11 protein-coding genes are annotated in these 12,754 nt (G+C 65.6%); 6 read left to right on the top strand and 5 right to left on the bottom strand.

What is annotated here, in order from left to right:
* Window positions 1-37 precede the first annotated feature (37 nt).
* Window positions 38-934 carry an NAD-dependent epimerase/dehydratase family protein gene (locus HWX53_RS14080; protein ID WP_175941765.1) on the bottom strand — a complete coding sequence of 299 codons (897 nt, stop codon included), beginning with the start codon at window positions 932-934 and terminating at the stop codon, window positions 38-40.
* 113 nt (window positions 935-1,047) lie between these two features.
* On the opposite strand from HWX53_RS14080, the gene HWX53_RS14075 reads away from it, so the two are divergent.
* A complete protein-coding gene (locus HWX53_RS14075) occupies window positions 1,048-1,947 on the top strand; it encodes a LysR family transcriptional regulator (RefSeq protein ID WP_175941763.1) in 900 nt (299 codons plus the stop codon).
* Between the two features lie 36 nt (window positions 1,948-1,983).
* Complete coding sequence (locus HWX53_RS14070) at window positions 1,984-2,382, top strand: RidA family protein (RefSeq protein WP_175941762.1); 399 nt, start codon at window positions 1,984-1,986, stop codon at window positions 2,380-2,382.
* Here the strand turns inward: HWX53_RS14070 and HWX53_RS14065 are convergent.
* Together HWX53_RS14065 and HWX53_RS14060 are read right to left on the bottom strand one after the other, a co-directional pair.
* Window positions 2,379-4,061 (bottom strand): acid phosphatase, encoded by a 1,683-nt coding sequence (locus tag HWX53_RS14065; RefSeq protein ID WP_175941760.1) that lies wholly within the window; start codon window positions 4,059-4,061, stop codon window positions 2,379-2,381. The genes HWX53_RS14070 and HWX53_RS14065 overlap by 4 nt on opposite strands.
* 222 nt (window positions 4,062-4,283) lie before the next feature.
* Complete coding sequence (locus tag HWX53_RS14060; protein WP_175941758.1) at window positions 4,284-5,078, bottom strand: sulfite exporter TauE/SafE family protein; 795 nt, start codon at window positions 5,076-5,078, stop codon at window positions 4,284-4,286.
* A gap of 190 nt (window positions 5,079-5,268) precedes the next feature.
* On the opposite strand from HWX53_RS14060, the gene HWX53_RS14055 reads away from it, so the two are divergent.
* A complete protein-coding gene (locus HWX53_RS14055) occupies window positions 5,269-7,527 on the top strand; it encodes an amylo-alpha-1,6-glucosidase (RefSeq protein WP_175941755.1) in 2,259 nt (752 codons plus the stop codon).
* Between the two features lie 160 nt (window positions 7,528-7,687).
* Here HWX53_RS14055 and HWX53_RS14050 read toward each other — a convergent pair whose 3' ends face one another.
* Entirely contained in the window at window positions 7,688-8,869 is a 1,182-nt protein-coding gene (locus HWX53_RS14050; protein WP_175941753.1) for a 4-hydroxybenzoate 3-monooxygenase, read from the bottom strand.
* Between the two features lie 183 nt (window positions 8,870-9,052).
* Between HWX53_RS14050 and HWX53_RS14045 the strand changes: the two genes are divergently transcribed.
* Entirely contained in the window at window positions 9,053-9,919 is an 867-nt protein-coding gene (locus HWX53_RS14045; protein WP_175941751.1) for an SDR family oxidoreductase, read from the top strand.
* A 33-nt stretch (window positions 9,920-9,952) separates the two neighbouring features.
* Here HWX53_RS14045 and HWX53_RS14040 read toward each other — a convergent pair whose 3' ends face one another.
* Window positions 9,953-11,005, bottom strand: coding sequence for an aldo/keto reductase (locus tag HWX53_RS14040; RefSeq protein ID WP_175941749.1), 1,053 nt, complete (start codon window positions 11,003-11,005; stop codon window positions 9,953-9,955).
* Window positions 11,006-11,225: 220 nt separating this feature from the next.
* Between HWX53_RS14040 and HWX53_RS14035 the strand changes: the two genes are divergently transcribed.
* Entirely contained in the window at window positions 11,226-12,215 is a 990-nt protein-coding gene (locus HWX53_RS14035; RefSeq protein WP_175942440.1) for an AraC family transcriptional regulator, read from the top strand.
* A 158-nt stretch (window positions 12,216-12,373) separates the two neighbouring features.
* Window positions 12,374-12,745, top strand: coding sequence for a hypothetical protein (locus tag HWX53_RS14030; protein WP_175941746.1), 372 nt, complete (start codon window positions 12,374-12,376; stop codon window positions 12,743-12,745).
* Window positions 12,746-12,754: the final 9 nt, after the last annotated feature.

Here is a 12,754-nt window from a genome sequence, read left to right as displayed (position 1 = left end):
GAATTGGTCAAGCCAATTTCGGCCCGCGTGGTGCCAATCAGCGCACCATCTCTTTTTCGATCCACTCGATCACCGACGTGCGCTTCGGTTGCCAGCCGAGGAGCGTGCGGGCGCGCTCGCCCCGCACGCGGCTGTTCGACCCGAGCCCGTAGGACGCCATCTCGTAGCCCCATTCCTCGATCGCCTGTTCCAGCGGCCAGTCTTCCGGGCCACGCAAGCCGAGCGCCTTCGCCATCGCGGTCGTCATGTCGCGGAACTGCGCCTCGCCGCTCTCGATGAAGTAGAACGCGCCCGCCGGCGTCTTCGCGAGTGCCAGCCGGTACGCATCGACGACGTCGTCGATATGGACGTTCGACCAGATATTCAAGCCGCGGCCGACGTGCCTGACCACGCCGCTCTTCTTCGCTTGCCGCTCGAGACGCGGCAACTGGACGCTCGCGGTGTCCGGAATCGCGCCGTGACCGTAGATGAGCGTGTTGCAGAGCACCGCCGAGCGCACGCCGCGCTTAGCTGCGTCGAGCACGAGACGGTCGATGGCGACGCGCGGCGCCTTGTCGGCGGTCGGCTCGGGCAACTGCGCCTCGGTGTAGATGTCCTCCGACGCCTCGCCGCCCGAACCGTCCCCGACGATGCTCGATCCGCTCGTGTGCAGCAGCGGCTTGTCCGACCCTTCGAGCGCACGCACCAATGCCTCGACCGCGCCGCGATGATCGCTGCTGGCCGCGTTGATGACGGCATCGGCGGTTCGCGCTTCATCGGCGAGCAGGGCGCTGTCGTCCAGACTGCCGACGACCGGCTCGATGCCCGCGCGCTTCAGCGCATCACGCTGCTCTTCGCGGCGGATGAGTCCACGCACGCGATGCCCGTCACGAACCAGCCCCGCCGCAATCGATCCGCCGATAAAACCGCCCGCGCCAGTCACAAATATATTCATTCGTTGCTCCATTGATTGAACCAGTGCGCCCAGTATCGTCCGTTTCGACTTTCGCAAAAACCGTGTTAGTCTCAAAGGAAACTTGACTGGAATTCAATAATCGACGCGCCGCCATGAAGACCAACACCGACGAATTGCTCGTGTTCGTGACCGTCGTCGACAGCGGATCGATGACGGCGGCGGCCGAACGCCTGCAACAGACGGTGTCGGGCGTGAGTCGGACGCTGACGCGGCTGGAGAAGAAACTCGATGCGACGCTCGTTCGCCGCACGACCCGCCGGCTGCAACTCACCGACGAAGGCGAGCTGTTCCTGACCCGCGCCCGCGCGATACTCGCCGCGATGGACGACGCCGAGGAAGCGCTTTCCCGACGCCGCGAGCGCCCGGCGGGCCGGCTGCGCGTGGATGCGGCGTCGCCGTTCATGCTTCATTGCGTCGTGCCGCACGTCAGAGCGTTCGCCGAGCTCTATCCAGATATTTCGCTGGAACTGACGAGCAACGAGCGCATCGTCGACTTGCTGGAACAGCGTGTCGATATTGCGATCCGGATCGGCGCGCTGCAGGATTCCACGCTGCACGCACGCGCGCTCGGCAGTAGCCGCTTGCGCGTGCTCGCCAGTCCGGCTTATCTGGCCGAGCACGGCGAGCCGCGCGACGTCGACGAACTCATGTGCGCCCGGCTGATCGGCTTCACGGCGCCCGAGAGTCTCAACGACTGGCCACTGCGGAATACGCGCGGAGGGCGCGAGGCGGAGTTCGTGACCGTGGAGCCCGCGATTTCCGCGTCGAGCGGCGAGACGATCCGGCAGTTGGCACTCGACGGCGGCGGCATTGCGTGTCTCGCCGACTTCATGACTGCCGCCGATGTCAAAGCGGGCCGCCTGCGCCCGATTCTCGACGATGCGCTGCGCGACGTTCGCCAGCCGATCAGCGCCGTCTATTACCAAAGCGAGTCGATGGCCGCGCGGGCCCGCGCGTTCCTCGACTTTCTCGCGGGCAAGCTGGCGCTCTGACGGCACCGCTGCTCCCACTCGATACAGGACTCCACCATGCCACCGATCGAAGCGATCAACGCCCCCGGCCTGCCCATTCCCGCCGGCCACTACAGCCATGCGACGCGCGCCGGCAATCTGATCTGCGTCTCGGGCCAGTTGCCCGTGCGCCCGGACGGCACGCACACCGGCGACCTTCCTTTCGAAGAGCAGGCCGAGCAGACCTTGCGCAACCTACGAACCGTGCTCGAAGCGGCGGGCGCAGCGCTCGCGGACTGCATCGAAGTGACGGTCTATCTCGTCGGCGTCGAGCACTGGAAGGCGTTCAACGACATCTACGCGCGTCATTTCGGCGCGTGGAAGCCGGCGCGCGCCGTCGTGCCGGTCGGCGCGCTGCATTACGGCTATCTGCTCGAAATCTCGGCGCGTGCGTGGGTCGAACCGGCTCCGGTTTAAGCGAGATCCAGCGCGTTGGTCAGATCGCCGAGCGGCGCTTCGCCGTTGGCCGCCATCGCCCGGTCGCGCGCGGCCACGCCGTCGAGCGGCGCAAGGTCATGCACGCGCGAGATGAAGCGCAGGATCGAGTTCGTGTCGTAGACCGTGTGATCGACATAGCCCTGCTTCGCGAACGGCGAGATGACGAGCGCCGGAATGCGCGAGCCCGGCCCCCAGCGGCCGCCCTTCGGCGGCGCGACGTGATCCCACCAGCCGCCGTTTTCGTCGACGGTCACGATGACGACCGTGTTCTGCCACTGCGGACCGCGCCGGATATGCTCGATCACATTGGCGATGTGGCGGTCGCCCGAGGCGACATCCGCGTAGCCGGCGTGCATGTTCAAGTTGCCCTGCGGCTTGTAGAACGTGACAGGCGGCAGGCGGCCGGCGTCGATATCGGCGAGCAGTTTGTTCGTGGAAGGATCGTCGCCGATGCCGGCATCGCGCACATGCCGCTCGCGGGCGGCCGTGCCGGGCGCATAGTTGCGAAAGTAGTTGAACGGCTGGTGGTGGTACTGGAAGTCGGGCACCGCGCCGGTGTCGCGGTGATCGAGCGCGTATTGCCACGCGCCGCTGTACCACGCCCAGTCGACGCCCTTGTCCGACAAGCGGTCGCCGATGGTCGCGTAGGTCTGCGGCGGGAGCACCAGCGCGTTCGACGTATCCGCGAAGCGCGGGTCGCCGCCGGGCGCGGGCTTCACGTTGCTCGGCTGATACGGCGGGAACATGGTGTTGACCGCGTAGCCGTCGGCGGTCAGCGCGCCGTCGCGGACAAACTTCGGCGGGCCGTCCAGCGCAGAGCCTGGCGAATCGGGCGCGAGCTTGAGACGCGTGCCGGTTGGGTCGTCGCCTTCGACGACAGCCAGCAGTTTCGCCGCCGGGCCGTTCTTTGCGTCCGGATAGAAGGGTGCCTGCGCCGAAATCAGGAAGATGTGGTTCAGCCACGAGCCGCCGAACGCGGACATGAAGAAGTTGTCGCAGAGCGTGTACTGCTGCGCGAGGCCCCAAAGCTTCAGCGTATCGGGCGAATTCCGGTAGTGGCCCATGACGAGGCCGCCCGAGTCGCCCCACGCCGCAAACTGATTGTTGCGCCCGGCGTTGATCTGCATCTGGTTCTGATAGAAGCGATGCACCAGATCACGCGTGATGACGCTGTTGGGCAGCGGTTCGCCGTGCGCGTCCATGAGGCGGAAAGGGCCGTTGGGCAGCTCGCTGATCTGATGTTCCGCAATGGCGTAACGCTTGCCATCCACTTCCTGAGCCTGCGGCACCAGGCCGCCCCAGATCTTGGGCAGCGTGGGCAGGGGCGTCACGCCGTCGCGGTCGAACTGCGTGCATTGCGCGGACGTCACTGCCGAGAGCGGATACTGCACGCCCGGATAGTCCCCGTAGAGATTCGTGAAGCTGCGGTTTTCGGCGTAGATCACGACGATCTGGCGCGCATGCGCCGCGAGCGCGCGGTCCAGCGTAAGGTCTGCCGCCGTCTTCGGCGTGGCCGGCTTGTGATCGAACAGATTGCAGCCGCCGAGCGACCATCCGGCAAGGCCGACGCCCGCAGCCAGCAAGCGCCGCCGCGCGGGGTCGACAGGGGCGTCGTCGGCTGCGGGAAGTTCGAGATTCGGCTCGTCGTTCGGTTTCATCGCGTGACTCCTCGTTGCATGCACACGCCGGCCGGCGCGCGGATGATCGACGCCAAAACGACGCTCGCCTGACGCTCGCGCCTCGTTGGGTCTGACAGCGCATGATGCCGCATCGACCGGATGACGGAAACCCGGCCGAACGGCATAAGCAAAAAAACCGGAACATGCGATTTTGCCTATGACATTCGGCCGACTGGAAACCGCCGAGCCGCGTGACTAACATCAACTGAAGACGAGCTTTATTCCGACGAGAACGAGGGTGGCGGCGAGCAGGTAGCGCAGCAGTGCTTCGGGCGCCTTGGACGAGAGATTGCTGCCGATCACGATGCCCGGAATCGAACCCACGAGGAGCGACACGAGCAACGACCAGTCGACCGAGCCCATCATCCAGTGGCCCGCGCCGGCAATGAGCGTGAGCGGCACGGCGTGCGCGACATCGGAGCCGACTATGCGCACCGTCGCGAGGCGCGGGTAGAGCAGCAGTAAGACGGTCACGCCGATGGCCCCGGCGCCGACGGACGTAATGGAAACCAGCGTGCCGAGGATCGCGCCGGTCAGCACGGTCCACGCCGCCGTGCGCGCGGGCCGTTCCGGGCGGCTATGGCCCTTGCGGTAAGCGAAGCGCGCGAGCTGCGGTCGGAACACGAGGGATACGGCGGTTATCAGGAGCGCCGTGCCGAGGATCAACTGAATCAGCCGCGCCGTGCCGGGCGAGGTAATCCCGTGCTGATTCAGGAAGTACAGGGTGACGGCGGCCGCGGGCACGCTGCCTGCCGCCAGCCTACCGGTGATGCGCCAGTCGACGGACCCTTTCAGGCCGTGGACGAGCGTTCCCGCGGTTTTGGTGGCGGCGGCATACAGCAGGTCGGTTCCCACGGCGGTGGCCGGATGGATACCGAAGAGGAGCACGAGCAGCGGCGTCATCAGCGAGCCGCCGCCCACGCCGGTCAGCCCGACGAGAAAGCCGACCGCCAGCCCGGAAGCGGAATAAAGTAAGTCGATATGCGGAAATGACATGCGCGCGGAGAGAACCGGTCAGGCGTCGGTGGGTCGAAAAACCGTCGATGATAGCCGGTCAGCGGTTCACCTGCTGCACGAAACCCGTGCGCGAGCCGCCGGCCGTTCGCCTGTAACGGCTCACGGCGCACTGCGAATCGCCACTTTGCGCCATCGGGCGCCCCTTTCACGTCACTTTCAGGAAGGTGCAATGGATACGAAGCAACAGACGCAGAACCCGACGCAACAGCAACAACAGCAGCAGCAACAGCAGCAGTTGGCGGCGACGGACGAGGCATTCATCCCAACCGAGAACGTCAACCAGCCGACCGAGCGGCAATTCGTCCTCAAGTCCGGCAACACCTTCGCCGTCTACGACGCCAACGGCGATATCCGCGGTCGTGACGACGGCCTGTTCGTCAACGACACGCGCGTGCTTTCGGAACTGGTGTTGACCTTCGGCGGCCGCGCGCCTTCGCTGCTATCGGGGAGCGTTTCGAGCGACAACGCCGTGTTCACCGCGCATCTGACGAACCGGCCCTTGCCGCCCATCGGCGGGGCACGCACGCCGGAGGGCGTGATTCACGTCGAGCGCAAACGTGTGCTATCGGGACACGTGCTGCACGAAAGCATCGTGCTCACGAACTACGGCACGGAACCGTCGACGGTGCCGCTTTCCATCTCGTTCGCCGCCGACTTCCTGGACATGTTCGAAGTGCGCGGCACCATTCGGCCGAAACGCGGCACTTTGCGCCCGCCCGCCGTCGAAAACGGGGAAGTCGTGCTGAGCTACATCGGACTGGACGAAGTAGAGCGCACCGCGCGCATCCAGTTCACGCCCGCCCCGGACGTTCTCTCGCCGACGCGCGCCGACTACGCGCTCCACATTCAGTCGGAGACGGCGATTTCGGTGTATTTGTCGGTCACGGCGGTCACGCACGCCCTGAACGACGCCAGCGAGGAAAGCAAGCGCAACGCAGCGGAAGCCCCGGAATGCGCGCCGGAATCGGGACGGCCGGCCATCCGCGAGGCGCTCGTCGACGCGCACCGCAGCATGCGCGACAAGCGCCGCGCCGGCGCCCGCGTCAGATCGAGCAATCCGCTCTTCAGTGAATGGATCGACCGGTCGCTCGCGGACCTCGGCTTGCTGACCACGGATCTCGAAACCGGCCCGTACCCGTACGCGGGCATTCCGTGGTTCTCGACGCCGTTCGGACGCGACGCCATCATCACGTCGCTGCAAATGCTGTGGCTGCAGCCGACGCTCGCGCGCGGCGTCCTGCGCTTTCTGGCTGCGCATCAGGCGCGCGAAGACTCGGCGTTCAGAGACGCCGAAGTCGGCAAGATCATGCACGAGACCCGCAAGAGCGAAATGGCGGCCACCGGCGAAGTGCCGTTCGCGCTGTACTACGGCGGCGTGGACAGCACGCCGCTTTTCATCGTGCTTGCCGGCGCGTATGCGGAGCGCACGGGAGACCGCGCGCTCATCGACGAAATCTGGCCGGCGCTGCAACTGGCCGCCGGCTGGGTGGCGCGCCATTGCGACCGAAACCCGCATGGTCTCTTGAGCTACCAGCGGGCGACCGAATACGGCCTTGCCAATCAGGGCTGGAAAGACAGTCATGACTCCGTGTTTCATGCGGACGGCCAGTTCCCGATCGGGCCGATTTCGCTCGTGGAAGTGCAGGCTTATGCATCAACGGCGTTCTCCACGATGGCCCGCCTTGCCCGCGAGCGCGGCGAGCATGAGCGGGTAGCGGAGTTCGAGCGGCGCGCCGAGCACATACGCGAACGCGTCGAGGCGCTCTTCTGGATGCCCGAGATGGACTTCTACGGCATCGCGCTGGATGGGCGCAACGAGCTTTGCCGGGTGCTCTCGTCGAACGCGGGGCATCTGCTTGCATTCGACCTCGTGGAGCGCAAGCGCGGCGAGGCGGTCGCGCGTCAACTGGAATCCGCGCTCTTTCACACCGGCTGGGGCGTGCGCACGCTCGCAGCAGGGCAGCCGCGCTTCAATCCGATGTCGTATCACAACGGCTCCGTATGGCCGCACGATTCGGCCATCTGCGCGCGCGGCCTTGCACGCTACGGCGAGCGCGGCGCGGCGGTTGGCCTGCTGCAATCGTTGTTCGAGGCGGCCGTCACGTTCGACATGCGCTTGCCCGAGCTCTTTTGCGGCTTCACGCGGCAGCGCGGCGAGCGGCCCATTGCGTACCCGGTGGCGTGCCTGCCGCAGGCATGGGCGGCGGGGGCGCCGTTCATGATTCTTGAGGCGTGTCTGGGCGTGACGATCGACGCGGTCAACGACGAAATCCGCGTCGACCGGCCGCAGTTGCCCGAGGGCATCGACTGGCTGGAGATCGGGGATCTGCGAATCGGCGAGAAGAACGTCACCATCACGTTCCGGCGTGTGGGCGGGCAAGTGGTGCCGTCGGTGGAGGGCGATGCGCGGGTCGTGGCGGTGCTGTGAAGTCCGCGGGGGCGCGCGGACGGGTGCCGGGCGCCCTCGTCGGAGAGGGAAGCGTGATTGGGAGTAGGCCTTCAAGCGGCCGAGGGAGTCCAGCCGCTGATCAAACTGCCACGCCCAGCGCCTCACCAACAACGCAGCGCGGAGCGAAGCGAACGCTAACTCAAACCGCCACACTCCCGACGTAATTCTCCGCAAGCGCGGTGGCCGCTGCGCGCGACGTCGTCACATGCTCGAGCTCGGCAACTTGCAGCCGCTGCTCGAAAGGCGAGTTGTCGTCGAGCTTGTGCAGCATGCGCGTCATCCACCATGAAAAGTGCTCGGCGCGCCACACGCGCTTGAGCGCCGTCTCCGTGTAACGGGCAAGCGAGGCCGCGTCGTTTTCCTCGTAATAGCCGACGAGCGCCGCCGTCAGCACGCGCACGTCCGACACCGCCAGATTCATGCCCTTCGCGCCGGTCGGCGGCACGATGTGCGCCGCGTCGCCGGCGAGGAAGAGCTTGCCGGACTGCATCGGCGTGGAAACGAAGCTGCGCATGCCGACGATGTTCTTCTGAAAAATGCGCCCTTCAGTGATCTGCCAGCCGTCCGCCGTATCGACGCGTGCGTGCAGTTCGGCCCAGATGCGGTCGTCGGACCAGGCATCGACCGAATCTTTCGGGTCGCACTGGAAGTACATGCGCTGCACGCCGGGCGAGCGCGTGCTGATGAGCGCGAAGCCGCGGTCGTGCCGCGCGTAGATGAGTTCGTCGGACGAAGGCGGCGCTTCAACCAGAATGCCGAACCAGCCGAACGGGTACACGCGCTGATAGTCCTGCCGCACCGCCTCCGGAATGCACTTGCGGGAGACGCCTTGCGAGCCGTCGCAGCCGATGATGAAGTCGCACTCCAGCTCTTCGTCGCGTCCCTCGTGGCGGTACTTGATGCGCGGCTTGCGGTCGCTGTTCTCGGCGAAGTCGTGCAGCGAAACGTCCGACACGTTGAACTTCAGCGCACCGTTCGCCGCCATGCGCGCCGCGACCAGATCCTTGATGACTTCGTGCTGCGCGTAGACCGTGATCGAGTGGCCGGTCAGTTCGGTCAGGGCAATGCGTCGCCGCTGTCCTTCGAACGCGAGTTCGAAACCGTGATGCAGCGCGCCTTGGGCCTGCATCCGCGCGCCGAGGCCGGCTTCGTTGAGCAGGTCCATCGTGCCTTGTTCTAGCACGCCCGCGCGAATGGTGGATTCGATGTCCTGCTGGCTGCGCACTTCGAGCACGACCGATTCGATGCCGCGCAGATGAAGGAGATGAGAGAGCAGAAGCCCCGCCGGGCCCGCGCCGACGATGCCGACTTGAGTACGCATGAATGTCTCCGTTGCGTCGTGATGTTGTGCGTACAGTGTCGGCATCGTGGCGATATGCCGCAACGCGATACAGCGGATAGCGCCTATCCAATATCGGGATAACGGCCGCAAACCCTTGTGAAATCGGGTCCGGTGCTTGCTGACCAAGGGTTTATCCCGACTCATCAACACGAGGACACCGACATGGACGCAAGCGCATATCCGAAGCCGCCTTTCGCCGACCAGCAACAGGAACGCACGCCGGGCCTGACCGAAGCGATGAATCCGAAGCCCGATCACGGCGAAGAGACTTACAAAGGCAGCGGCCGGCTTGCCGGCAAAGCGGCGCTGATCACGGGTGGCGACAGCGGCATCGGCCGCGCGGTGGCGATCGCCTTTGCGCGCGAGGGGGCGGACGTCGCCATCGCCTATCTGGACGAACACGACGACGCGAAGGAAACCGCGCGCTGGATCGAGCAGGCGGGGCGCAAGGCGCTCTTGCTGCCCGGCGACATCACGGATCGCCAGCATTGCCGCGACATCGTCGCAAAAACGGCCGATGCGTTCGGCCGGCTCGACGTGCTCGTGAACAACGCGGCGTATCAGATGACCTACGACAGCCTCGAAGAAATCAGCGACGACGAGTGGGACAAGACCTATTCGACGAACATCGGCGCGATGTTCCGCATCACGAAGGCGGCGCTCGCGCACATGAAGGAAGGCGCGGCGATCATCAACACGACGTCCGTGAACGCGGACTCGCCGAATCCCGGCCTGATCGCGTATGCGAGCACGAAGGGCGCGATCCAGAACTTCACGGGCGGGCTCGCGCAGTTGCTGGCAGAGCGCGGCATTCGCGTGAACTGCGTCGCGCCGGGCCCGATCTGGACGCCGCTGATTCCGTCGACGATGCCGGCCGAGAAGGTGAAGAACTTCGGCTCGCAGGTGCCGATGAAGCGCCCCGGCCAGCCCGCCGAACTCGCGCCCGCCTATGTGATGCTGGCTTCGGACGAGGGCAGCTACATCTCTGGCGCGACCATCGCGGTGACGGGCGGCAAGCCGATCATTTGACCGGCCTGCCGGCTACCCTCGCGAGCCCGAGACTTACTCGCCCGCCGCTTCCGTCAACTGGTTGCGGCGGTATTCGCCCTGGCGCGTTAGCATCCAGCCGGGGTATTCGGCCGGCAACTGGCTCACTTCGTTGAGCGCCGCGAGTTCGTCCTCGCTGAGCCGCACGTTCGTCGCCGCGATGTTGTCATCGAGTTGCTCGATGCGCTTTGCGCCGACGATCACGCTCGTCACCACTTTCTGGTGCAAGAGCCACGCAAGCGCGATCTGCGCGACCGACACGCTCTTCGCCTCGGCCACGCGGCGCATCGCGTCGATGCAGTCGTACGCGCGATCGACGTTGACCGGCGGGAAGTCGAACTTCGAGCGGCGGCTGCCTTCTTCCTTGCCGCCTTCGCGCGTGAACTTGCCCGAGAGCAGGCCGCCCGCGAGCGGGCTCCACACCATCAGCCCGACGTTTTCGCTCTGCAAGAGCGGCACCAGTTCGCGTTCCAGATCGCGTCCGGCGATCGTGTAATACGCCTGCAACGATTCGAAGCGCGCGAGCCCGAGCCGCTCCGAAATGCCGAGCGCCTTCATGATTTGCCAGGCCGCCCAGTTTGACACGCCGATGTAGCGCACGTGGCCGTGCTGCACGAGCGTATCGAGCGCGCGCAGCGTTTCTTCGATCGGCGTGGCCGGATCGAAGCCGTGAATCTGATAGAGATCGACGTGATCGAGTTGCAGGCGCTTGAGGCTCGCCTTCACGCCGTCGATGATGTGAAACCGCGACGCGCCCCGCGAATTCACGCTCTTGGTGCCCGCTTCGCCCAGAATCTTCGTCCCGACGACGACATTCTCGCGCGGCACCTTCAGGTTCTTGAGCGCCTGTCCGGTGATGATTTCCGACTGGCCGTCGGCGTAGACATCGGCGGTGTCGATGAAGTTGATGCCCGCGTCGAGCGACCGGCCGACGAGCTTGTCGGCGTCCGCCTGCTGAAGCTGGCCGATGTTGTCCCAGATGCCGCCGCCACCGCCGCCGAACGTCATGGTGCCGAGGCACAGTTCGGAGACGAAGAGGCCGGTGTTGCCGAATTTCCTGTAGCGCATGGTTGCTCCCGAGTGGACGATAGGCGTGAAGCGTTCGCTGAAATGCGACGAGCGTTCGGTGCCGCCAATGCAGTATCGTCCGGCAACGCGCGGCGTTCATAGCCTGATCCTGTCGAATCCTTGCCTGTTCCTGCAAACGCGGGGGCAGCTTGCGCGCACGATCGCGCTCGCGCGAGTAAGCTATGTCGACTTCTTCCACGCTCGAGTCCCTTCGGAAACCATGGCGCTGAACGACACGCCCGGCCTCGCCGGAAAAGATGGTCACGATCATTCCCGCGAAACGCACCGCGTTTCATCCGACTCCACGCTCGATCAGGCGCGGCTCGATCTGGTCGCGCTGATCGACCGCTTTACCGTAGGCTGCGAAGGCACGACGGAGACGCCGGTGCCGGGCCTTTTCCTGCATCGCGTGATGAATCCCGGCGGGCCGAAGCCGGGCATCCAGACGCCGGCGCTCGCGCTCATCGCGCAGGGTTCGAAGCGCGTGATCGTCGGCGACGAGGTGTACGTCTACGATCCGATGCACTATCTCGTTTCGTCCGTCGATTTGCCGGTGATCGGCCAGGTGACGGTCGCGAGCGATTCGGAGCCGTATCTCGGCCTGCGGCTCGACCTCGATGTCGAAGAGATCACCTCGCTGATCCAGGACCAGAACCTGCCGCCCGCGACGCAGACCGACGCTTCGCGCGGCCTGTTCGTCAATCGCCTCGGCACGTCGATGCTCGACGCCGTGCTGCGCCTCTTGCGCCTCATCGACACGCCGGAAGACGTGCCGATCGTCGCGCCGCTCGTCAAGCGCGAGATTCTGTACCGGCTGCTGATGAACGGCTCCGGCGCGCGGCTGCGCCAGATCGCGCTCAACGACAGCCAGACGCAGCGCATCGCGAAGGCCATCAAGCTGCTGCGTCAGCATTTCGATCAGCCGTTGCGCGTGGAGGACATCGCGAAGGACGTGCATATGAGCGTGTCGTCGCTGCATCATCACTTCAAGGCCGTGACCGCGATGAGCCCGCTGCAATATCAGAAGCAGTTGCGCTTGCAGGAAGCGCGGCGGCTCATGCTGCTCGATATCGCGGATGCCGCGACGGCCGCGCATCGCGTAGGCTATGAAAGCGCGTCGCAGTTCAGCCGCGAGTACAGCCGGCTCTTCGGCGCGCCGCCCCTGCGCGATACGCGCCGCTGGCGCGATGCGGCCGCCGCCGGCGCATGAGCCGCACGACGCACGACGCACTGCGCATGACCTCACGAATGCTGACTGGCGATGCGTCGGCGCTGCCGCATCGGTTTATTTCATCGTCCGCGGAATAACGCAGCGCCGCGGGACGTTCTGCGGAAACTGCCACGTACTTTTTTCGCGAGGAAGATGAAATGAACAAGCACATTTTGATGAGCGTCAGCGTCACCGCAACCGTCGCGTGCGTCGCGTCGTCGGCTTTCGCGGCGGCGCCCAAGGAAGCCAACGGCATGTATGTCGACGAAAACGGCATGACGCTCTACACGTTCGACAAGGACACCAAAGGCAGCCCGAGCGCGTGCACTGGCGGCTGCGCGCAGGCGTGGCCGGCCGCGATGGCGAGCGACTCCGACCAGCCGAGCGGCAAATGGACGACCGAAGCGGCCGACGGCGGCAAGCAATGGGCCTACGACGGCAAGCGCGTGTACCGGTTCGCCAAGGACACGAAGCCCGGCGACAAGAACGGCGACAACTTTCGCAACGTGTGGCACGTGGTCAAGCCTTGAAGCCGTGAC

The organism is Caballeronia sp. BCC1704, from assembly GCF_902833455.1.
GTDB lineage: Bacteria > Pseudomonadota > Gammaproteobacteria > Burkholderiales > Burkholderiaceae > Caballeronia.
The sequence above is the reverse complement of the archived record's forward strand: the minus strand, read 5'-3'. Positions and strand labels throughout refer to the sequence as shown.